Origin of the sequence: Bradyrhizobium sp. ISRA464, assembly GCF_029910095.1 — a bacterium.
In the GTDB taxonomy this organism is placed as follows: Bacteria; Pseudomonadota; Alphaproteobacteria; order Rhizobiales; family Xanthobacteraceae; genus Bradyrhizobium.
Map to the genome: position 1 here is coordinate 4,502,022 of NZ_CP094526.1, position 20,826 is coordinate 4,522,847.

Annotated in this window: 16 protein-coding genes and 2 pseudogenes; 12 read left to right on the plus strand and 6 right to left on the minus strand. The window is 65.4% G+C overall.

Translation table 11 applies throughout. From position 1 onward, the window contains the following. Positions 1 to 36: 36 nt before the first annotated feature. Positions 37 to 1,008, minus strand: a complete 972-nt coding sequence (locus MTX19_RS21180) for a DUF2155 domain-containing protein (RefSeq protein ID WP_280979145.1) — start codon at positions 1,006 to 1,008, stop codon at positions 37 to 39. A gap of 235 nt (positions 1,009 to 1,243) precedes the next feature. Between MTX19_RS21180 and MTX19_RS21185 the strand changes: the two genes are divergently transcribed. From MTX19_RS21185 to MTX19_RS21200, 4 genes and pseudogenes are all read left to right on the plus strand, one after another. Next, a complete protein-coding gene (locus MTX19_RS21185; RefSeq protein WP_280979146.1) occupies positions 1,244 to 2,023 on the plus strand; it encodes an SDR family NAD(P)-dependent oxidoreductase in 780 nt (259 codons plus the stop codon). 80 nt (positions 2,024 to 2,103) lie between these two features. Further along, the gene (locus tag MTX19_RS21190) at positions 2,104 to 3,045 is read left to right on the plus strand and encodes an alpha/beta hydrolase (protein ID WP_280985449.1); all 942 of its coding nucleotides are present in this window, start codon (positions 2,104 to 2,106) and stop codon (positions 3,043 to 3,045) included. 41 nt (positions 3,046 to 3,086) lie between these two features. After that, a pseudogene (locus MTX19_RS21195) lies at positions 3,087 to 3,621 on the plus strand (citrate transporter); the annotation flags it as partial. Positions 3,622 to 3,904: 283 nt separating this feature from the next. Then, complete coding sequence (locus MTX19_RS21200) at positions 3,905 to 4,345, plus strand: hypothetical protein (protein WP_280979148.1); 441 nt, start codon at positions 3,905 to 3,907, stop codon at positions 4,343 to 4,345. Positions 4,346 to 4,582: 237 nt separating this feature from the next. Here MTX19_RS21200 and MTX19_RS21205 read toward each other — a convergent pair whose 3' ends face one another. Then, positions 4,583 to 5,521 (minus strand): GlxA family transcriptional regulator, encoded by a 939-nt coding sequence (locus tag MTX19_RS21205; protein WP_280979149.1) that lies wholly within the window; start codon positions 5,519 to 5,521, stop codon positions 4,583 to 4,585. Between the two features lie 111 nt (positions 5,522 to 5,632). Here MTX19_RS21205 and MTX19_RS21210 point away from each other — a divergent pair, with 111 nt between their 5' ends. Then, positions 5,633 to 6,319 carry a DJ-1/PfpI family protein gene (locus tag MTX19_RS21210; protein WP_280979150.1) on the plus strand — a complete coding sequence of 229 codons (687 nt, stop codon included), beginning with the start codon at positions 5,633 to 5,635 and terminating at the stop codon, positions 6,317 to 6,319. Positions 6,320 to 6,692: 373 nt separating this feature from the next. On the opposite strand, the gene MTX19_RS21215 is transcribed toward MTX19_RS21210, so the two are convergent. Beyond that, positions 6,693 to 7,103 carry an NADH:ubiquinone oxidoreductase subunit NDUFA12 gene (locus MTX19_RS21215; RefSeq protein WP_280979151.1) on the minus strand — a complete coding sequence of 137 codons (411 nt, stop codon included), beginning with the start codon at positions 7,101 to 7,103 and terminating at the stop codon, positions 6,693 to 6,695. A gap of 279 nt (positions 7,104 to 7,382) precedes the next feature. Here MTX19_RS21215 and MTX19_RS21220 point away from each other — a divergent pair, with 279 nt between their 5' ends. The 3 genes from MTX19_RS21220 (at position 7,383) to MTX19_RS21230 (ending at position 10,975) form a co-directional block, all read left to right on the plus strand. Beyond that, the gene (locus MTX19_RS21220; RefSeq protein WP_280979152.1) at positions 7,383 to 7,952 is read left to right on the plus strand and encodes a BA14K family protein; all 570 of its coding nucleotides are present in this window, start codon (positions 7,383 to 7,385) and stop codon (positions 7,950 to 7,952) included. A 361-nt stretch (positions 7,953 to 8,313) separates the two neighbouring features. Next, entirely contained in the window at positions 8,314 to 8,718 is a 405-nt protein-coding gene (locus tag MTX19_RS21225) for a response regulator (protein WP_280979153.1), read from the plus strand. A 19-nt stretch (positions 8,719 to 8,737) separates the two neighbouring features. Beyond that, on the plus strand, positions 8,738 to 10,975 hold the full coding sequence (locus MTX19_RS21230; RefSeq protein WP_280979154.1) for a CHASE3 domain-containing protein: 2,238 nt from the start codon (positions 8,738 to 8,740) through the stop codon (positions 10,973 to 10,975). 80 nt (positions 10,976 to 11,055) lie between these two features. Here MTX19_RS21230 and MTX19_RS21235 read toward each other — a convergent pair whose 3' ends face one another. Beyond that, on the minus strand, positions 11,056 to 11,949 hold the full coding sequence (locus MTX19_RS21235) for a DMT family transporter (protein ID WP_280985450.1): 894 nt from the start codon (positions 11,947 to 11,949) through the stop codon (positions 11,056 to 11,058). 802 nt (positions 11,950 to 12,751) lie between these two features. On the opposite strand from MTX19_RS21235, the gene MTX19_RS21240 reads away from it, so the two are divergent. Next, complete coding sequence (locus tag MTX19_RS21240; RefSeq protein ID WP_280979156.1) at positions 12,752 to 16,510, plus strand: vitamin B12-dependent ribonucleotide reductase; 3,759 nt, start codon at positions 12,752 to 12,754, stop codon at positions 16,508 to 16,510. A 57-nt stretch (positions 16,511 to 16,567) separates the two neighbouring features. On the opposite strand, the gene MTX19_RS21245 is transcribed toward MTX19_RS21240, so the two are convergent. Beyond that, positions 16,568 to 16,720 (minus strand): hypothetical protein, encoded by a 153-nt coding sequence (locus MTX19_RS21245; RefSeq protein WP_280979157.1) that lies wholly within the window; start codon positions 16,718 to 16,720, stop codon positions 16,568 to 16,570. On the opposite strand from MTX19_RS21245, the gene MTX19_RS21250 reads away from it, so the two are divergent. The 3 genes and pseudogenes from MTX19_RS21250 to MTX19_RS21260 form a co-directional block, all read left to right on the plus strand. Then, positions 16,719 to 17,942 carry an SAVED domain-containing protein gene (locus MTX19_RS21250; RefSeq protein ID WP_280979158.1) on the plus strand — a complete coding sequence of 408 codons (1,224 nt, stop codon included), beginning with the start codon at positions 16,719 to 16,721 and terminating at the stop codon, positions 17,940 to 17,942. The two genes, MTX19_RS21245 and MTX19_RS21250, sit on opposite strands and share 2 nt — an antisense overlap. 15 nt (positions 17,943 to 17,957) lie before the next feature. Further along, positions 17,958 to 19,175, plus strand: a complete 1,218-nt coding sequence (locus tag MTX19_RS21255) for a nucleotidyltransferase (protein ID WP_280979159.1) — start codon at positions 17,958 to 17,960, stop codon at positions 19,173 to 19,175. Then, positions 19,168 to 19,608, plus strand: a pseudogene (locus MTX19_RS21260) (E2/UBC family protein); the annotation flags it as partial. The gene MTX19_RS21255 and the pseudogene MTX19_RS21260, both read left to right, overlap by 8 nt. A 193-nt stretch (positions 19,609 to 19,801) precedes the next feature. On the opposite strand, the gene MTX19_RS21265 reads toward MTX19_RS21260, so the two are convergent. Then, entirely contained in the window at positions 19,802 to 20,806 is a 1,005-nt protein-coding gene (locus MTX19_RS21265) for a ThiF family adenylyltransferase (RefSeq protein ID WP_280984849.1), read from the minus strand. Positions 20,807 to 20,826 lie beyond the last annotated feature (20 nt).

Below are 20,826 nucleotides of genomic sequence, written 5' to 3' on the forward strand. Positions count from 1 at the left end.
TTTCGCTGTCGCTTCATCCGGGCTGCTCCATCTCTACTAATTCCCGAACAAGCCGCCGAACAATCCGCCCGGCCGCTGCTGTTGCGGCGGAGGTGGTGGCGGTGGCTGCTGCTGATACTGCGGCGGCGGTGGCGCGGGACGCGGCGCGGCCTGCTTCGCCGGACGCTTCTGCGCCGGAGGCGGCGGTGGCGGCGTCGGCTGCTTCGGCGGATCGGGCGCGGCGGTCACGATGGTCTGGTCCGGCCCTTTGCAGTCGGTCAGCCAGATGTCGTAAATCGGATGCTCGACGCCGTGCAGGCCCGGGCTGGCGGCGAACATCCAGCCCGAGAAGATCCGCTTCACCTCGCCCTGCAGCGTGATCTCGTCCACCTCGACAAAGGCATCGGTGTTGGCGGCTTCGGTCGACGGCCTGGTGTAGCAGGCATCAGTCTTCACGCGCAGCGCGCCGAACTGCACGGTCTCGCCGATATCCTCGTCGAAATTGATGATGCGCCCGGTGATCTTGTCGAGCCCGGAGAAGCTCGCCTTCTTGTTGGTGATCTTGGTCGACGGCGGCTCCTGCACGACCTCGTCGCCGGGCTGCAGCGCCCCAGGTGCCTGCGGCGTGCCTTTGGCGGGCGGACGCTGCCCCGGAGGCGCGTTGGCGACATTCGGCGCGCCGGGCTGCGGCGGCTGCACGGCAACGCCAGGCTGGCCGTTCGGCGGCGCGACAGCGGTGCCGGGCGGAGGCGCCAAGGGCTGCGACTGCACGCTCCCGGGCGGCGGCACGGCCTGCGCCGGCGGCAGCGGCCGGTTCGGCGTCGGCAGCACCCTGCCGCGCGGCAATTCCGGCACTTCCTCGTCGTCATCGCCGGGCGGCGGCATCTGGCCGCGCGGAATCGCACCGGGCGGACGCGGCGGCGGATCGGAGAAAATCGTTCCGATCTGCGCGCACGCGGGCGGCGCAAGCGAGACGGTTGAGGCGGCGATCAAGGCCGCAAAGCCAATCAGGGCAATGGTTCGAGACATCTCGCGCGGCTTAAAGAGGCGAATCGGGCTCGCGACAGTTTACCTTGATATCGGCCGCTCGCAGGACCACCGGTTAACACGCCGAATACGGCGGGGAAAGGGCGGTTTGCCGCCCTTCCCGGCCTCTGGTCAGCCTCTGGAACACGTGGAATAGTCCGTGTGCGAAACCCGCGCCGCCCCAGCGCGAAAACGAGGAAAATCCGGCACTGAACCGGACCAGCCAGAGGAAACCAACATGCCCGATCGTATCAGGCTCGATGGCCGGGTCGCCGTCGTCACCGGCGCTGCCGGCGTCATCGGAACGGCCACGCTCCATCTGCTCGCCGAACGGGGTGCGCGGATTGTGGCAGTCGATCGCAAGGAGACCGACCCGAAGGCCGCCATCAAGGACCTGCCGGCCTCGGCGGAAGCGCTGGCGGTAGCCGCGGACGTCACCCAGGAAGACGAGGTGAAGGACTATGTCCGCGCCGCGGTCGACAGGTTCGGCACCATCGACGTCTTCTACAACAACGCCGGCATCGAGGGCGACATCAAGCCGATCCCCGAATACTCGCTGGAAAGCTTTCGCCGTGTGCTCGACGTCAACGTGGTCGGCGTCTTCCTCGGCATGAAGTACGTGCTGCCCGTCATGCTGAAGCAGAACAAGGGCAGCATCATCAACACCGCCTCGATCGCCGGCCTGATGGGCTCGCCGATGATCGCGGTCTACAGCGCCAGCAAGCACGCGGTGATCGGGCTGACCAAGAGCGCGGCCTGGGAATGCACCGGCACCGGCGTGCGTGTCAATTGCGTCTGCCCCGGCTTGATCGACAGCCGGATGCTGAGCACGATCCTGCAGGGCCGCAGCGGCGGCAGCGCGCCGCCTCCCACCGAGAAGATCGTCGACCGCATCCCGGCGCGCCGGCTCGGCCTGGCAAGCGAGGTCGCCTCGATCGTCGCCTTCCTCGCCTCCGACGAAGCAAGCTACGTGTCGGGCTCCGCCTACACCGTCGATGGCGGCCGCACCGCCGCCTAACATCCACTGTCATTCCGGGGCGATGCGCAGCGTCGAACCCGGAAATCACATCATCAAGCATCACAAGAAGGTTGTCGCTAATGCCCGTCGTTCTCGATCCCGATGCAGCCGCCGTCTACAAGGCGTTCCAGGAGGCCGGCCGTCCCGCTTATGAGACGCTCACGGCGCCGGAAGCACGCGACTACTATCGAGCCGCCCGCGTCGTCAGCAATCCCGAGCCGCCCGCGCTCGAGTCGAGCAAGCCGCTCGCGATCCCGGCGCCGCACGGCACGATCCCGGCGCGCATCTACACGCCGAAGACGCTGCGCAAGGCAGCCGGTCTCGCGCCGTGCCTGGTGTTCTTCCATGGCGGCGGCTGGGTGATCGGCGACCTCGATACCCACGAGGTTGTCTGCCAGAAGCTCGCGCACGAGGGCGAGTTGATCGTGATCTCGATCGACTATCGTCTGGCGCCCGAGCACCGCTTCCCCGCCGCGGTCGATGACGCCGTCACCGCGACCCGATGGGTCGCCGCCAACGCAAAAGACCTCGGCGTCGATGCCTCGCGCCTGATCGTCGGTGGCGACAGCGCCGGCGGCAACCTCGCAGCCGTCGTCGCGCTCACCGCCCGTGACGGCGGACCGAAGCTCGCCGGCCAGGTGCTGATCTATCCCGCGACGGATTTTTCGCGGAAGCATCCCTCGCATCGCGAGTTGGAGACCAGCATCCTGCTGACGCATTCGGTGATCGGTTGGTTCGCCAATCATTATCTGGGCGATGCCGACAGCAGCGACTGGCGCGCCTCGCCCGCGCGCGCCAAGAGCTTTGCCGGACTGCCGCCGGCCTATGTGCTGACCGCGGGCGCCGATCCGCTGCGCGACGAAGGCGACGAATACGCCAAATTCCTGAAGGACGCCGGCGTGCCTGTGACCTACCGGCATTTCCCCGGCCAATTCCACGGCTTCTTCACCATGGGCAAGCTGCTCAACGAGGCCAACGTCGCGGTCACCGAAATCGGTGCCTGGCTGAAGAGCTTGAACTGAGATCGCTCAACACATCGCGTCCGGCGAGCGGCTGGAGGTCGCTCGCCGCGATGACGGCCAACGTGGCGGCGAACGTCAGATTCCCGGCCCAGCTCGACGCGTTCCCGGTGCTCGGTGTGACGGTCTGGCTCGCAATCCTGGTCACGTCACGGCTGCGGCGGCCCGACTGGTCGATCATGCCTGAGACCTTCAAGGGCACCGTATTTCTGCTCGCGCTGGTCAAGGCCGCCTCGATGATGCCCGTGGAAAATCTGCCGGCCGCGGCGTGGCAGACCGCGCTCGGGCTCGGCTTTGTCTCGGCGGTGTTTGACAACATTCCGCTGACCGCGCTGGCGCTCAAGCAGGGCGGCCATGATTGGGGCTTCCTCGCCTACGCCGTCGGATTTGGCGGATCGATAATCTGATTCGGCTCATCCGCGGGCGTCGCGCTGTCCAACATGTACCCGGATGCCAAGTCCGTGACGAGATGGATCACCCCATGGCTGGCCGGTCATCCTGGCCTATGTCGTCGGCTTCTTGGTGATGCTCGCCCTGCTCGGCTTGCATCCCGACGCCCCGCACTGGAGCATTTTTTAATTCCGATTGAATCAGAACCTAGATTCTTGTTTTCACGCGTTTTCTTCACGCGAAACCGGCGTCCACTTCGCTCGAAAACGCTCTAATGACCGCCGACAAACGTCCGATCGTTTGACGCCGTCGCGCAGGTTCGAGGCAGGCGGTTCACCTTAACCTGCTCCGGCGTATCTGCATTTGCCGTGCTGCAACGCACAATTGCCTTACTTCAAACTTGTTGAAAAATGAGACAAATCCGTTGACATTGCTAAACCTCGTTTGCCGCAACAACTTATGGAGCGTTCGCATGAGTGTCAGTGCAGAAGTCCTCACCCGCGCCCCGTCGGAGTTGGAACAGATGGATGGCGAAATCAACACGGTGAGCCCTCATCGACCACGCAGCAATATTCGGCCCCTCTCACCGATGCCGGACTACGTTGAGCACCGCAACGGCGTCAACGAGGTTGGCAAGCTGTCGGCCGAGGCGGTTGTGCGCGAATATGAAGCGGCCGTGAAAGAGATCGAGGCCCTTGGCACAGAACTGCAGTTGGCCGCCAAGAAGTGCGAGACGATGGTGGCAGGCGTCCATGACGTGATCGCAGAAATCAAGGAGTTCGCTGCAGGTTATCGCGATCAGGGCAAGCGGTTCTTCCTGCAGATCGAAGCCGTCTCGTTGATGACCACGGAGGTCAGGAACACCTGCGAAGTACTTAAGAAAAAAATCGCCACCGACACATTGACCCAGTGATATTTCGGCCGCCGTCTCGTGATCAGCAAATCGTGGTGATTTCCGTGACGGTGGGGCTGAACTTATGTGAGGTGAACGGTTGCGCCATTCCGGCACGGCGGTGCTGTTTAGTTCTATTCAATACCAAGCCGTTCAACATCTTGCCCCGCTTCGGCGGGGCTTTTTGTGCCATCAGCGAGCAATCGCTGCGCGCGGCAAGCCTATCGAATGCGCTTTCGGAATCTTTGCGTCCACGACCTACCCCGCTCTCGCTGCGCGGCGCAGCGACTGCGGCGGCTGGCCGAACGCGCGGATGAAAGCGCGACGCATCCGCTCGGGATCGCGGAAACCCGTGATCTCGGCGACGCGCTCGATGGCTTCGCCTGACGACTGCACGCGCTGCCGTGCCACCTCGATCCGCAGCCGCTCCACCGCCTTCGACGGCGTGGTGCCGGTCTCCGCGATGAAGGCGCGGGTGAAATGTCGTGAGCTCATGCCGGCTTTCTCCGCGAGGTCCTCGACCGTCAGCGGCGCATCGAGATTCTCGCGCGCCCAGGCGAGCAGCGGCCCGAAACGGCCGTTCGGCGCCTTCAATTCCAGCAGCGAGGAAAACTGCGACTGCCCGCCGCTGCGCCGATGATACAGCACGAGCTGGCGCGCCGTGTTCTGCGCGACCTCGTCGCCATAGTCTTCGGTGATCATCGCCAGCGCCAGGTCGATGCCGGCGGTGATGCCGGCCGAGCTCCAGATATTGCCGTCGCGGACGAATATCTGGTCGGGCTCGAGCTTGATCTTGGGATAGGTCTTCACGAAATGCGGCGTGCGCTGCCAATGCGTAGTGGCGCGGCGGCCGTCGAGCAGGCCCGCCTCGGCAAGCACATAAGCGCCTGAACAGACGCTGGCGACACGGACGCCGCGCCCGGCCATGCGCCGCACGAAGGCCAGCGTGGTCGGACAGGTTGCCGGCGTACGCACGCCGTTGCCGCCCGCGATGATCAGCGTCGTGATCGCGGTTGACGGCTTCAGGGCGCGCGCAAGCATCTCGACACCAGACGAGCTGCGTACCGGTCCGGCCTTCACCGCCAACGTCCTGATCTGCGGCGCATTACTGGCGAAGCGCGCGGCGATCTCGAACGCCGCAATCGGGCCCGCGGCATCAAGCAACTGGAAGTCGGGAAAGATCAGGATGCCGATCATCGCCAGATCCTCGCAAATGGGGCCGCGTCCTAAAATGAGGGAAATATGCCATTTTGGACAGAAGGGCACCATGACATTGTAGCGCCGTCAAGCACGATTTGGAGACTTCCGATGTCCGCCCCCTTGCAGATTGGACTGCTCGTTTTCCCGAAGGTGACCCAGCTCGACCTCACCGGCCCGCTGCAGGTGTTCTCCTCAGTGCCCGGCGCCAAGGTGCATCTGATCTGGAAACGCATCGAGCCGGTTGCGACGGATTCGGTCATGGTCGTGACGCCGACCACGACCTTTGCCGATTGCCCGCAGCTCGACGTGATCTGCGTGCCGGGCGGCCTCGGCACCGATGACATGGTGGGTGACGAGGAGATGCTCGCCTTCCTGCGCCGGCAGGCCGGCGGCGCGAAATATGTCACCTCGGTCTGCACGGGTTCGCTGGTGCTCGGCGCGGCCGGTTTGCTCAGGGGCTATCGTGCCACCACGCATTGGAGCGCGATCGATTTTCTGTCGGGCTTCGGTGCGATCCCGACCAGGACGCGGGTCTGCGTCGACCGCAACCGCTTCACCGGCGGCGGCGTCACCGCCGGGATAGACTTTGCGCTGACGCTGGTATCTGAACTTGTCGACCGCAAGACCGCGGAAGCGATCCAGCTCCGGCTCGAATACAATCCCGCGCCGCCATTCAATGCCGGCTCGCCCGACACTGCGCCCGCCGAGGTCCTCGCATTCATGAAAGAACGAATTGGCCCATCGCAGGCACGCCGCGGCGAATTGATGGGCCGCGCCGCCGCGCGACTGTCCTGATCCGCGGATCGCTCAAAAGGACATCGCCGACAAAGAAAAAGGCCGCCCGGTTTCCCGAGCGGCCCTTCCTGTCTCACGGTGGCCTCACATTAGCGGGCGATTTCAGGATGTCTGCACCGGGGGCCTATTTCCCGGCCGCATCCTACTCGGAGGCCGCTGCTGCATCGGGACAGTCGCGATTCTGGAGCCCGATCCGACGCGATGGTTTCCCATCTCCGTAAGATGACCCTATTGAGCCGCGATCCCCCGATCGGCGCAAGCGCAGAAATCAGGACGCGCCGGCCTGTCCCCGCTGTTACCATTGTCCACAGGCACGCGTGCGTCGCACGCGAGATGCTCTCGCGTGTGGGTTCGAACCAGCAATGCCGGATAGTCAGTTCCCGGGGGTCCAGGCGTTGTAGTCGCCGGTCGCCTTGGGGCGACGGCCGCTCGCCATGGTCGAGCCGGACGGGCGGTAGGCCTGCGAGGTGCCCGTCATGTTCGGCACATGCGGCTTCTCCCACTCCCACGCCGTATAGTTCTGCTCGGTCGGGGGGACGTCGACGGTGTGGTGCAACCAGCCGTGCCAGCCCGCCGGGATGCGCGAGGCCTCGGCATAGCCGTTGTAGACCACCCAGCGGCGCTCGAAATGCAGCGTCGGGTCGATCTCGCCGCCCTTGGTGCGATAGTAGCGGTTGCCCTGCTCGTCCTGGCCGACCAGCTCGCCGAAGCGCGCGGTCCACAATTGCGTGCCAAAGGTCTGGCCGTTCCACCAGGTGAAGAATTTCAGCAGGAATTGTTTCATGCGCGGCCGGTCGTCGGTTCGAGGCAGTCGGGCTCTGATGCCACCTGAATCTGCAAATGTCCAGCCATCGGGCGGCGCCCCACCACCAGGCCCCATCAGGGCCCGGATACCGCCTATCGGCGACCAAATGACGCGACGGGCGGCGCTCGTGTTCAGGCGCCATACATGTACCGCCTGACAAGCAAAGGTGACGCACAATCGACGCACAATCAATGCGGGATACGGGAACGTCTGAACCCAGAAAAGGTTACACATCGTCCCGTTTTCATGGAGTCCAAAATGATCAATCTGAAGGTTCTGAGCGCCGCAGCGGCGCTGGCGCTTGCGCTGCCCCTGGCGGCACCGACGGCGTCATCAGCGCAAGGGCTGGTTCGGAGCGGCGGCGGTGGCGGTGGCGGACATGTCGCCGCTGGCGGCGGCGGGATGCGTGGGGGCGGTGGCGGTAGCCCGGCGATCGGCCAGCGCCTTGCGGGTGGCGGGGTAGGCCCGCGCGTCGATGGCGCAGGAGCGGGCCTCGGACCGGGTCCGCGGGTCGGAGGCGGCGGCAATTGGGGCGGCGGCTGGCACGGCGGCGGAGGCTGGCATCACCGCCATGGCGGTGGTTTCTGGCCCGGAGCGGTTGCCGGAGCGGTAATCGGCGGCGCGATCGCCTCGAACGCCTATTACGACTCGGACTACTATTACGGCCCCGGCTACGGCTACTATGACGACGGCTATTACGACGACAGCGTGCCGGTCGCGGTGGCGCCGGGTGGCGACGCCAGCTACTGCGCGCAGCGCTACAGGTCCTACGATCCGGCGTCGGGCACTTATCTCGGCTATGACGGCCGGCGGCATCCCTGCCCGTAAGCCTGACCTCACGTTCCAATCGTCAAAAGGCGGCCGTCGGGCCGCCTTTTTTCATGCGCACAAGCCGACCGACCGCCGCGGTGCGACCAGTGTTTTAAACGGCAGCGGAACTCGGCCCAGCGGTTGCGACGTTTTGCGAACCAGGGCGCCGCAGTTCGACGCATACTTGAAATTGCAGTCATATGCCTGCAATCCGCCGTAGGACAAATGCAGGTGATGTGGCGCGACCGATCGGAAATCTGCTTGTCAGGCAACAGCATATGCCCTCTATGATACAGACTATCTGTCTCCGTTCCGCCTTAATCGCCAAACGGGCCAAGCGAGCCGTCGGCACGCGAGAGCCCATCAGAGAGGATGCATAGTGCCGCGCGTTCTCGTGGTCGACGACGACCCGATGGCGTGTGTTGCCATCGAGGTTTGTCTGCAACGCCAGGGCTTCGAGGTCACCGTCGCCGACGGCGGTGAGGCCGGCATGCGCGCGCTGGAAAATGCAACCTTCGACGTGATGCTGGTCGACGTCTTCATGCCGCACATGCGCGGCTTCGAAGCAATCCGCATCTTCCATGAGCGCGCCCCCGATATCCCGGTCATCGCGATGTCAGGCTATGCTTTCGCGAATGCGGACCGCGCGCCGGATTTCCTGCGTATGACGATCGAACTCGGAGCCTCCGCTTGCCTGCGCAAGCCGTTCACGCCACAGGCGCTGATCGCCGCCGTCAACGATTGTCTTGCCAAGTCCGCTCCTTCCGCGCGCCTTTCAAATTAATCGTTCGTACCAAGCGCCAATGGCTTCCCAGCGTCTCATACTCGCCAGCGGCCTTGCGATCCTCCTTGCGATCAGCGCGGCGTCGATCGGGCTGGACGTCAAGTCGCACGACCAGCTCGAATCGGTCGAGCGCACGCTCGGCATCCTCAAGCAGATCTCCGACATGCGCCCGTTGCTGCGCGGCGCCGAGAGCGCAGCGCGCGGCTTCGCGCTGACGGGCGATCCCTCGTTCGCCGACGAATACCGCGAGTCCAGCGCAGCCCTCACCTCCGCCTTCGACAACCTGATCGCGACGGTGAAAGACGATTCGGACGAGGCGCATATGCTGGCGGACGCGAAGGCACAGGTCGACCGCGGTATCGCACTCTGCGCGGAGCTGATCCGCTTGCGCAACGCCGGCGACACGGCCGGCGCCGCGGCGCTGACCTCCGGCGGCGAGAACCGCGTGCTGATGGACAAGGTCGGTGCAGCGCTCGAGCGGATCGTCGCCGAGGAGCGCCGGCTGCTCACGGTCCGCAACGCGCAGTCGAAGGCCAATGGACGCCGGCTGCTGGCGATCGACCTCGCCGGCGTCGCGCTGATCCTGCTGCTTGCGACCGCGCTGACGCTGACGACGCGACGGTCCCGCCGGCAACTGCAGGACTCGCTGAGTGCGACGCAAGCGACCAACCTCTCGCTGGAGGCCAAGGTGGCCGAACGCACCCAGGATCTCGCCGCAGCCCTTGAGGAGGTCCGGCGCTCCACCTCGGTGATGGAGACCGCCTTCCGCAGCATGGCGGAGGCGGTGCTGGTGATCGACACGGCCGGCACCGTGCTGCTCTCCAATCCGGCTGCCGAGAAGATGCTGCGCTACAAGCCCGGCATGACGGTCGTGCAGCTGCGCGCCCTCAGCAACGTGTTCCAGGCTGACGGCGGCACGCCGATGCAGGCCGACGACATGCCGTCGGCCAAGGCGCTGCGCGGCGAGGAATTCGATGAGCTGGAATTCATCGCCCGGCCGGTGCGCGGCGACCCGCAGATGCACCTCGTGGTGTCGGGCCGCCCGCTGCGCGATGGCGATGGCGCCATCACCGGCGCTGCGCTGATCTATCACGACATCACCGCCTCGCGCGAAACCGAGCACAAGCTGCAGCAGGCGCAGAAGCTCGACGCCATCGGCAAGCTGACCGGCGGCGTCGCGCACGACTTCAACAACATGCTGACCATCATCACCGGCACCACGGAGACGCTGGTCGAGAGCCTGCGCAGCCAGCCGCAGCTGGCGAGGACCGCCGAGCTGATCGACCGTGCCGCCGAGCGGTGCCGCGAGCTGATCCAGCATCTGCTCGCCTTCGCCCGCCGCCAGCCGCTGGAGCCGCGCACTGTCGACGTCAACGCCACCGTCGTCGACATCGCCAAGCTGCTGCGGCCCACCCTTGGCGAGCAGATCGAGATCGACTCGGTGCTCGCGCCCGACGTCGCCAGCGTCCACATCGATCCGTCGCAGCTATCGAACTCGCTGCTCAACATGGCGATCAACGCCCGCGACGCGATGCCTAATGGCGGCAAGCTCCTGTTCGAGACCAGCAATATCGTGCTGGACGAGGCCTATGCGGCCACCAATCCCGACATCGCGCCCGGTCGCTACGTTTTGCTTGCGGTCAGCGACACCGGCAGCGGCATGTCGCAGATGGTGCAGGACAAGGTGTTCGAGCCGTTCTTCACCACCAAGGAGGTCGGCAAGGGCTCGGGGCTCGGCATGAGCATGGTCTACGGCTTCGTCAAGCAATCCGGCGGCCATATCAAGATCTACAGCGAGCAAGGCCACGGCACCACGATCAAGCTCTATTTGCCGCCGGCGCGCGGCCAGGTCGAGGTCGAAGCCCCTGCCCCGACGGCGACACCGCACGGCAGCGAGACCATCCTGGTCGTCGAAGATGACGCGCTGGTGCGCAATTACGTCTGCGCGCAGCTCGCAAGCCTCGGCTACAAGACCATCGCCGTCGCCGACGGCCGCGCTGCGCTCGCGCTGGTCGACAAGGGCGAGAAATTCGATCTGCTGTTCACCGATGTCATCATGCCCGGCGGCTTGAACGGCCGGCAGCTCGCCGACGAGGTCGCGAAACGCCGGCCCGGCATCAAGGTGCTCTACACTTCGGGCTATACCGAGAACGCGATCGTGCATCACGGCCGCCTCGACGAGGGCGTGCTGCTGCTGCCAAAGCCCTATCGCAAGGCGCAGCTCGCCAGCATGCTGCAACAGGCGCTCGGCGAATGATGCGGGCACCTCCCGCTTATCTCTCGCCGCCTGCGGCACCCCTACCCTCTCCCCGTAAGCATGGGGAGAGGGAGAAGTGATTAGCGCGTTGCCAGCACGACGCCGATCAGCGTGAACAGCAACGCCGCGATCTGGGTCATCCCCAGCGGCTCGTGCAGCGCGATCGCAGATGCCACCACGCCGATGACTGGCACGGCCATGGTGCCAATCGCCGCCACCGAGGCCGGCAGGCGCGCCAGCGCAGCAAACCAGCTGACATAGGCAACGCAGAACTGGATCACGGTCGAATAGACCAGGAGCCACCAGCCGACCGTCGTGAGCCGCTCGAGATTCGTGGTCTCGATCAACAGGCCGACGACCGTGATCGGCAGGCAGCCGAGACCGATCTGCCAGGCCGCCGCCGGAATTGGCGGCATCAGGATCGGATATTTCTTCGCCAGCACGGTGCCGAGCGCAAAGCCGATGGCGCCGCCGAGCGCCATGACGATGCCGGGCAGTTGCTCCTTGCTCGTGCCGAGGCCGTTGCCGCCCATGATCGCGGCCAGCCCGGCAAACGCCATCGCCAGCGCGATGGTGCGCAGGAGCGTCGGTCGTTCGCCGAGCACGGGCCAGGCGAGCAGCGAAGCCCAGACCGGCATCGTGTAGGCGATCAGCGCGGTCTCGCTCGCCGGCAGCCACAATAGCGCAAGCCCCATCAGCACCATCCAGCCGGTGACGTTGAGCACGGCATACAGCACGAGGCGCGGCCAAAGCCGTGTATCGACGGCGAGAGATTGCCGGCGGATCAGCGCCAGCACCGCAAGCAGCGCGGCGCCGATGACCCCGGTCGAGCCGCGCAGCGTCAGCGGCGGCAGTTCGCCGAGCAGGAACTTGGTCACGGGCCAGTTGAACCCCCAGCCCACCGAGGTGATGGCGAGGAACATCAGGCCAGCGGGCGCAAGGCGCGCCCGCGCGCGAGGCTTCGAATCTGTCATGGGACCCGGGAGGGATGTGAATCAGCCGCACCTTGCCTGCGATTTTGTCGCCCCACCATCACGCCTCTGACATGCCTGATCCGTACTTTGCCCGTAGGCTTAGGTGAGTCCCCAAATTTCAATCTGGAGACGCGAATAAATAGTTCGCCTGTGAACAGCGGGCGAAGTTCCGATCCACAGCCGGATGAGATTTTTTTGGCTTGGGAATCCTTCAGGACTCACCGATAGTTGGCTCGATCACAGGCGCGGCATCGACCCCTGTTATCCCAACCTTTCCACCATATTTAGTGTTTGATTCAGAAACTCGTACTAGTCCTTGACGGGCGTGACGGAGTTGGCCTAGCTTTCAACCTGTTCGGCGCGAGTGTGTTTGGGTCCCCGCCGGTCGCTCCCACAAGGGTTCCAAAATGACCACTCCGCCGGGCCTTAGGGCCACGGGCGAAGGGCTTGTCTGCCCTGAATTTTGGACCACTTCCGGAGCGCCAAACGGGCCAACAAGGCCCGGAAACGAGAGGCCGGAACCGGCCCGCAAAATAGCGTGCGCGTGACGTGTCGCGTGGAAAGCGTTGGGGCGTTGAATGCATGTCTGGAAGGCCCGATTCCGTCGGGACCCGCCCGGAACGTGCCGCCGCAGGACCGGTGCCAAACCGGCTTCCCGCGGATGAGAGAACAGGCCGGGTCCACCGGCTGAGCTGCGAATGACGGGAGGCGTGCTCGTGCGTGTTCCGAAGTTCGCTCAAAGATAACATTACCGGCAACCCGCGAGAAACGTGGGGCCGGCAGAAGAGACGGGGCTCGACCAATGCGAATCGATCGGCGCAACACCACCAGCGGACAAACACCCTATGCCGGGATCAATTTCAGGCTGACCACATCGGAGATCCGCAATCCCGACGGCTCGGTCGTGTTCCGGGCCGAGAACGTCGAAGTGCCGGAGTTCTGGTCGCAGGTCGCCTCCGACGTGTTGGCGCAGAAGTATTTCCGCAAAGCCGGCGTCGCCGCGCGCCTGAAGAAGGTCGAGGAAGAGACCGTGCCGTCCTGGCTGTGGCGCTCGGTGCCCGACACCGAGGCGCTGGCGGCGCTGCCCGAGCAGGAGCGCTATGTCGGCGAGACCTCCGCCAAGCAGGTGTTCGATCGCCTCGCCGGCTGCTGGACCTATTGGGGCTGGAAGGGCGGCTACTTCTCCTCGGAAGACGATGCGCAGGCCTTCTTCGACGAGCTCCGCTTCCAGCTCGCCAAGCAGATGGTCGCGCCGAACTCGCCGCAATGGTTCAACACCGGCCTGCACTGGGCCTACGGCATCGACGGCCCCGGCCAGGGCCACTATTACGTCGACTGGAAGACCGGCAAGCTGACCAAGTCGAAGTCGGCCTACGAGCATCCGCAGCCGCATGCCTGCTTCATCCAGGGCATCGAGGACGACCTCGTCAACGAGGGCGGCATCATGGACCTCTGGGTGCGCGAGGCGCGCCTGTTCAAATACGGCTCCGGCACCGGCTCCAACTTCTCGCGCCTGCGCGGCGAAGGCGAGCGCCTCTCCGGCGGCGGCCGCTCGAGCGGCCTGATGAGCTTCCTCAAGATCGGCGACCGCGCCGCCGGCGCGATCAAGTCCGGCGGCACCACGCGCCGCGCGGCCAAGATGGTCGTGGTCGACGTCGATCACCCCGACATCGAGACCTATATCGACTGGAAGGTGAAGGAGGAGCAGAAGGTCGCAGCCCTCGTCACCGGCTCCAAGATCAACCAGAAGCACCTCAAGGCCGTGATGAAGGCCTGCGTGAACTGCGAAGGTTCGGGCGACGACTGCTTCGATCCCGAGAAGAACCCTGCCCTGCGCCGCGAGATCAAGCTCGCCCGCCGCAACCTGGTGCCCGACAACTACATCAAGCGGGTGATCCAGTTCGCCAAGCAGGGCTACAAGGAGATCCAGTTCGACACCTACGACACCGACTGGGATTCGGAGGCCTATCTCACCGTCTCCGGCCAGAACTCCAACAATTCGGTGTCGCTGAAGGACGACTTCCTCCGCGCGGTGGAGACCGACGGCGAGTGGAATCTGGTGGGACGCACCACCAAGAAGGTGACGAAGACGCTGAAGGCGCGCGACCTCTGGGACAAGATCGGCTACGCCGCTTGGGCCAGCGCCGATCCGGGCCTCCACTTCAACACCACGATGAACGACTGGCACACCTGCAAGGCGTCCGGCGACATCCGCGCGTCCAATCCGTGCTCGGAATACATGTTCCTGGACGACACGGCGTGCAACCTCGCCTCCGCCAACCTCTTGACGTTCTACAACACCACCACCAAGCGCTTCGACGTCGAGTCCTACGAGCACCTCTGCCGGCTCTGGACCATCGTGCTGGAAATCTCCGTCATGATGGCCCAATTCCCGTCGAAGGCCATTGCCGAACTGTCCTACGAATTCCGTACCCTCGGCCTCGGCTTCGCCAATATCGGCGGCCTCTTGATGACCATGGGCCTGCCCTACGACTCCAAGGAAGGCCGCTCGCTGTGCGGCGCGCTGACCGCTGTGATGACCGGTATCGCCTACAAGACCTCGGCCGAGATGGCGGCTGAGCTCGGCACCTTCCCCGGCTACAAGAAGAACGCGGCGCACATGCTGCGCGTGATCCGCAACCACCGCCGCGCCGCGCATGGCAACGCGTCCGGTTACGAGGCGCTCTCGGTCAACCCGGTGCCGCTCGATCATGCCTCCTGCCCGCAAGCAGACCTCGTCACCCATGCCGTGCACGCCTGGGATGACGCGCTCGCGCTCGGCGAGCAGCACGGCTATCGCAACGCCCAGACCACCGTGGTGGCGCCGACCGGCACCATCGGCCTGGTGATGGATTGCGACACCACCGGCATCGAGCCCGACTTCGCGCTGGTGAAGTTCAAGAAGCTCGCCGGCGGCGGCTACTTCAAGATCATCAACCAGGCAGTGCCGCAGGCGCTGCGCGCGCTCGGCTATCGCGAGAGCGAGATCGCGGAGATCGAGGCCTACGCCGTCGGCCACGGCTCGCTCTCCAATGCGCCCGGCATCAACGCCTCGACGCTGAAGGCCAAGGGCTTCACCGACGAAGCCATTGCCAAGGTCGAGAAGGCGCTGCCGACCGCGTTCGACATCAAGTTCGCCTTCAACAAGTGGACCTTCGGCGAGGACTTTATCCGCGACACCCTCGGCATTGACGCCGAGGCCATCGCAGCGCCGGGCTTCGACCTGCTCGCGGCGGTTGGATTCACCAGGCGCGAGATCGAGGCCGCCAACGTGCACATCTGCGGCGCGATGACGGTGGAAGGCGCCCCGCATCTGAAGGCGGAGCACTATGCGGTGTTCGACTGCGCCAATCCCTGCGGCAAGATCGGCAAGCGCTACCTCTCGGTCGAGAGCCACATCCGCATGATGGCGGCCTCCCAGCCGTTCATCTCGGGCGCGATCTCCAAGACCATCAACATGCCGAACGACGCCACGGTGGAGGACTGCAAGTCCGCCTACCTCTTGTCGTGGAAGCTCGCGCTGAAGGCCAACGCGCTCTACCGCGACGGCTCCAAGCTGTCACAGCCGCTCAACTCGCAGCTCATCGCCGACGATGACGACGAGGACGATGCGGTGGAGGCGCTCTACGAGAAGCCGATGGCGGCGCGTGCCGCCCAGGTCTCGGAGAAGATCGTCGAGAAGCTGGTCGAGCGCATCGTCGTGATGCGCGAGCGCGAGAAGATGCCGGACCGCCGCAAGGGCTACACCCAGAAGGCTGTGGTCGGCGGCCACAAGGTCTATCTCCGCACCGGTGAGTATGACGACGGCCGTCTCGGCGAGATCTTCATCGACATGCACAAGGAAGGCGCGGCGCTGCGCTCCTTCATCAACAACTTCGCGATCGCGGTCTCCCTCGGCCTGCAATACGGCGTGCCGCTGGAGGAATATGTCGACGCCTTCACCTTCACCCGCTTCGAGCCGGCGGGCCCGGTGCAAGGCAACGACTCGATCAAGTACGCGACCTCGATCCTCGACTATGTCTTCCGCGAGCTCGCGGTGAGCTACATGGGCCGCTTCGACCTCGCCCATGTCGATCCGAACGAGTCCGGCTTCGACGCACTCGGCAAGGGCGTCGAGGAAGGCAAGGAGCCGGATGAGGCGCCCGCCCAGCAGGCCACCAAGTATCTGTCGCGCGGCCTCACCCGCTCGCGCACCGACAATCTCGTGATCATGCGCGGCGGCTCGACCGCGGTGAGCCAGAACGCCGACAACGCCCCCGCCGGCGGCAACCGCGTCACCGCGCTCTCCCCCCGCGGCGCCTCCGACACCGTCGAAGGCGCGGTCGCCTTGAAGCAGGAAACCAGCCACGACCTCTCGCCGACCGAGAAGCTCGAGGCCCTGAACTGGAGCAAGGCCGGCTCAGCCGCCGCCGTCGCCCCGTCCAAGGCCGAGCGTCGCGCCGAAGCGAAAGCCAAGGGCTACGAAGGCGAGATGTGCTCGGAGTGCGGCAACTTCACGCTGGTGCGGAACGGGACGTGCATGAAGTGCGATACGTGCGGAAGTACAACCGGGTGCTCCTGATTATGCCGACTGACGGAGTCGGGGCGGACGTGCCGAAATAGCACCCCTCTCTCTCCGTTATGCCGAACCGAAGTCCGCTTCGTTCGGTGAAGCTACTGGACCCGGCGCCGCAGGCGCCGCGTCCTTCGAGACCAGGTTCGCGGCGCGCTTCGGCTCGCCGCGAAAATGGCGCAACGAACGAATCGTGAATCGCTTCGGGATGTAGGTCATGAGCGAGGTCGCAGAGATCGAGGAAAACCAACCGCCGGAGCCGCGCCGCACCGGGCGGCGCGGCTCCGCGGCGACGAACAGGAAGCCGGCCCGCAAGGCCATCCCGCCCAAGGTCCAGAACGTGGTGTGGGGTCGGGCCGCGGGTCGGTGCCAGTACGCAGGTTGCAACAAGCTGCTGATCGGAGAGCAGATCTCCGGTGCCCGCAACGCCAACAATTCCTACATCGCACACGTCGTGGGAGATTCACCGGAAGGTCCGCGCGGCGATCCGATCCTTTCGCCCAAGCTCGCCCACGATCCGGACAACCTGATGCTTGTCTGCGACGAGCATCACCGCGTCATCGATCGCGAAATGGTCGACGCGCATTCCGTCGATGTGCTCCGCGAGATGAAATCGCGACATGAGACGCGCATCCGCATCGTGGGCGGCATCGACGAGGACCTCGGCAGCCACGTCATCCGCTACGCCGCTAAGATCGGCGCCAACGAGTCGCCGGTCGAAAAGGGCGCGGTCAAGTGGTCCATGATCCCGGACCGCTACCCGCTCGACGGCGGCTGGATCGACCTCGACCTCGTCACCCTCGAGCTCCGCGACGACGATCCTGACTTCTGGCCCACGCACGTCAAAAACCTCCGAACAGTCTTCAACGAGAAGGTCCGGGGGCGCATGGAGCGCCAGGAGATCAAGCGCCTCGCCGTATTCGGCCTGGCACCGATCCCGCTGCTGTTCGAACTCGGTCGCCTGATCAGCGACATCCCGACCGCCGACGTCCGGCAGCTGCTGCGCGACCCGAAGGGGTGGAAATGGGACACCGCGTCGGCGCCGGTCCGGTACGAAGCTATTCGTCCGACGCGGATCGGCGGGCCCGTCGCGCTCAAGCTCGAGATCAGCGCGCCCGTCGCCGACGGTCGCGTCACGAACGTGCTCGGGCCCGACACCGCGATCTGGTCGATCGCGGCCGACGGCGCGCACAACGACATCGTGCGCCGCCCCGAAGACATCGCCGCCTTCGCCAAGCTCTTCCGCAAGACGCTGGACGACATCAAGCTCGCCCATGGAGAGGACGTCGCCGTGAATATCTTTCCCGCCGTCCCGGTCTCGATTGCGGTCGAGGCGGGCCGGTCATGGCAACCGAAGGCCCATCCGTCGCTCACCATCTACGACCAGAACTGGAAGCTGGGCGGCTTCGCCCTCGCCCTCCGGCTCGAACACGCCTGCTGACAGCAAGGAAACCTCATGAACATCCTCGCCAAACCGACCGTCACGCCCCAGGCCGAAGAAACGCTGGAAGACCTGGCCGACTCGCTCGCGATCCCCGAAAGCACCTACGAAAAGGCCGCAGGCAGCTACAAGTCGCTGGGCGATTTCCTGAACAGGCCCAACTCGACAATCCGCCAGTTCGACCCCCAGGTGCACGTCCAGGGGTCGTTCGGTCTCGGCACGGTCGTCCCGCCCGTCAGCGACGCCGAGGACTACGACGTCGATGCCGTTTGCGAATTCCGGAAACTGACCAAGTCCGAGACGACGCAGCAGAAACTCAAGCACATGCTCGGGTTCGAGATGGCCGCGTACGCCCGGGAGCACAACATGAACAACCCGGTCGCCGAGCATCGGCGATGCTGGCGTCTCGACTACGCCGACGGGGCACAGTTCCACATGGACGTGACGCCGGGCCTGCTGAACGGCGCCGAACAGCGAATGCTTCTCAAGGCGCAGGGGTTCGACGACAGGTTCGCCGACACTGCGATCGCGATCACCGACATCGACCATCACGCCTACCGGATCCTCTCCGCGGACTGGCCGCGGTCGAATCCGCGCGGATACCTCAAATGGTTCGTGGGTCGAGTGGAGGTGATCTTCGAGCTGCGGAAGCGCGAACTGATCCGCAAAGGCATCCGCGCCGGCACCGAGCCGATCCCGGTCTACGCGGTGCGCACACCGTTGCAGTCTGCCGTCATGATCCTCAAGCGTCACCGCGACATCATGTTCGTAGCCCGGTCCGACGAGCGGCCGATCTCGATCATCCTCACCACGCTCGCCGCCCACGCCTACAACGGCGAGGACAAGATCTCGGACGCGCTGTTCTCGATCCTCAACGGCATGCAGCGGTTCATCGGCCGGACTCTCGACGGCCATTTCGTGGTCGCCAATCCGAGCGACCCCAGCGAAAACTTCGCCGACAAGTGGCGCAAACATCCGGAGCGGGCAGCGGCCTTCTTCGAGTGGCTCGAGCAGGCCCGGCACGACTTCGCCTACGCCGCCGAACTTTCGAACAAGCAACTCATCACCGAGACCCTCGCCAAGTCGGTGGGTCGCGGCGTCGCCGACCGGGTGAAAAAACGGTCCGCCGCCCGTCTCGGCGCACCGGCAGTGCTCACCTCCGGTCTCGTCCGCAACGAAGCCGAAGCGCGACGCGCTCCGCCCCGCATCGAGGGAGACCGCCGGAATGCCTGACGCGAGCCATCCTCTCGTCGCGCGCTTCGACGCGGCCGTCGCCGCGGTCGAGGCCTGGTGGGAGGAGCTCGGCCTACATCCGCGCAGACTGGATCGGAGAGAACTCGCGGCCTATCCGGGACGCGGCGCCGTGAAAGGCTGGCGCTTCGCCGCCGATTTTCCGGGCGGCCTCCGCCGGCTCGACGTGATCGTCACCGACGGCTTTCCGTTTGTGCCGGCCCGCATCGCCCTCGTCGACAGGCCGCATTTCCTGACATGGCCCCACGTCGAGAAGGACGGCGTCCTATGCCTCTTTCCCGACACGACCACCATGTCGGTTGACGAACCCTACGACGGCGTCGCTGCACTGCTGAAGGAAGCGTTCGCCATGGTGGAAGACGCGATCGCCGGCAAGCTTGAAGGCGATTTCCGCACCGAATTCCTGACTTATTGGAATCACGCGCAGCGCGGCGGCGGTGGCACTGTGCTGTCGTTGCTCGATCCGGGCCCGCCCTCGCGCAGCGTACGGGTCTGGGAGGGCGTGAACCAGACCATCATCGCCGAGAACGACGAGGAACTTCGCGCCTGGTTTCGGAATGCGGCGCCGAAAGTGGCCTCCTCCAAAATCAAGCCGCGGGCCGGCGCGTTCATATGGCTCGATCGCGTGCCGACGCCCGTGGAGTATCCGTCTTCCGCCGGCGACGTCTACGCGCTGGCCGAGCGCAACGGCGCCGTCGATCCGAAGGCTCCGGCACTCGCGAAGCAGATCCGGGCCGCTCTGCCTCACGTCGACGTCGTCCACCATGTCGCGGAGGTGCAAGAACTGCTGCTGCGCGACGACGACCCTCTCGCCGGGGTAGACCTGATCGTGTCGGCGCTGGGCGATTGGCCCGCTGAGTCCCTACTCGACGAATGGCACGCTGCCCAGGGACGCCGCGTGCCCATCGTCTACGGTTGGACCGAGCCCTACGCGGCGGCCGGCCATGCGATCGCGATCTCGGCTCCCGGCGACAGCCTGCGCGCCGGCCTCGACGCCTACGGCACCCCTCATCTGGTCGCCGCGCGGTGGACGCAGGATCCGCGCCGGTACGAACCGGCATGCGGTGCCGCGTTCGACCCCTACGGTCGTCGATGGATTCCACGCCCAGGGTGTGTCTGCCGACGTTCGCGCTTTTCAGCATCTGCTTGTCGACAAGGATCAGCTTTCCGACGCCGGACCGGGCGAGCGCATGCGCGACGGGTGCGCCGACCGATCCGCAGCCGAGCAGGGCGACGACACAGCCTCGCAGCCGAGGCACGCGCGCGTCCCGGTCGCGGCCGTGGATCCAGGCCGGGTCGACCCGCTCGATCGAGTGACGGTCGCACTGCTCGCCGCCGAAGAAGCGGCTTCGCGCGACGTGCTCCGGCACGATCGAGGGACGGAAGCCCGCGGTCAGCGGGTCGCGTCCCCTGACGACGGCGGGACGTTTCACGACGACGGTCGCGAGGGCCGGTCCGGAATCCGCGAGAACGCCGAACGACACGAAAGTACGCGGAAGCGGCTCACGCAGGAGTTCGTCGAGCAGTTCACCTCGTCGGCGCGGGCAAGCAGCTGCGGGGCACAAGTATGCGGCCGCCAAAAAACAGGTTCCAAACGCATGGGCACCTAGCATTACAGTTGCATCTTCCTGAA

Excerpts from the sequence above, each read along its gene's own strand:
- MTX19_RS21180 (WP_280979145.1), bottom strand. The coding sequence starts at position 1,008 with ATGTCTCGAACCATTGCCCTGATTGGCTTTGCGGCCTTGATCGCCGCC.
- MTX19_RS21185 (WP_280979146.1), top strand. The coding sequence starts at position 1,244 with ATGCCCGATCGTATCAGGCTCGATGGCCGGGTCGCCGTCGTCACCGGC.
- MTX19_RS21190 (WP_280985449.1), top strand. The coding sequence starts at position 2,104 with ATGCCCGTCGTTCTCGATCCCGATGCAGCCGCCGTCTACAAGGCGTTC.
- MTX19_RS21200 (WP_280979148.1), top strand. The coding sequence starts at position 3,905 with ATGAGTGTCAGTGCAGAAGTCCTCACCCGCGCCCCGTCGGAGTTGGAA.
- MTX19_RS21205 (WP_280979149.1), bottom strand. The coding sequence starts at position 5,521 with ATGATCGGCATCCTGATCTTTCCCGACTTCCAGTTGCTTGATGCCGCG.
- MTX19_RS21210 (WP_280979150.1), top strand. The coding sequence starts at position 5,633 with ATGTCCGCCCCCTTGCAGATTGGACTGCTCGTTTTCCCGAAGGTGACC.
- MTX19_RS21215 (WP_280979151.1), bottom strand. The coding sequence starts at position 7,103 with ATGAAACAATTCCTGCTGAAATTCTTCACCTGGTGGAACGGCCAGACC.
- MTX19_RS21220 (WP_280979152.1), top strand. The coding sequence starts at position 7,383 with ATGATCAATCTGAAGGTTCTGAGCGCCGCAGCGGCGCTGGCGCTTGCG.
- MTX19_RS21230 (WP_280979154.1), top strand. The coding sequence starts at position 8,738 with ATGGCTTCCCAGCGTCTCATACTCGCCAGCGGCCTTGCGATCCTCCTT.
- MTX19_RS21235 (WP_280985450.1), bottom strand. The coding sequence starts at position 11,949 with ATGACAGATTCGAAGCCTCGCGCGCGGGCGCGCCTTGCGCCCGCTGGC.
- MTX19_RS21240 (WP_280979156.1), top strand. The coding sequence starts at position 12,752 with ATGCGAATCGATCGGCGCAACACCACCAGCGGACAAACACCCTATGCC.
- MTX19_RS21250 (WP_280979158.1), top strand. The coding sequence starts at position 16,719 with ATGAGCGAGGTCGCAGAGATCGAGGAAAACCAACCGCCGGAGCCGCGC.
- MTX19_RS21245 (WP_280979157.1), bottom strand. The coding sequence starts at position 16,720 with ATGACCTACATCCCGAAGCGATTCACGATTCGTTCGTTGCGCCATTTT.
- MTX19_RS21255 (WP_280979159.1), top strand. The coding sequence starts at position 17,958 with ATGAACATCCTCGCCAAACCGACCGTCACGCCCCAGGCCGAAGAAACG.
- MTX19_RS21265 (WP_280984849.1), bottom strand. The coding sequence starts at position 20,806 with ATGCTAGGTGCCCATGCGTTTGGAACCTGTTTTTTGGCGGCCGCATAC.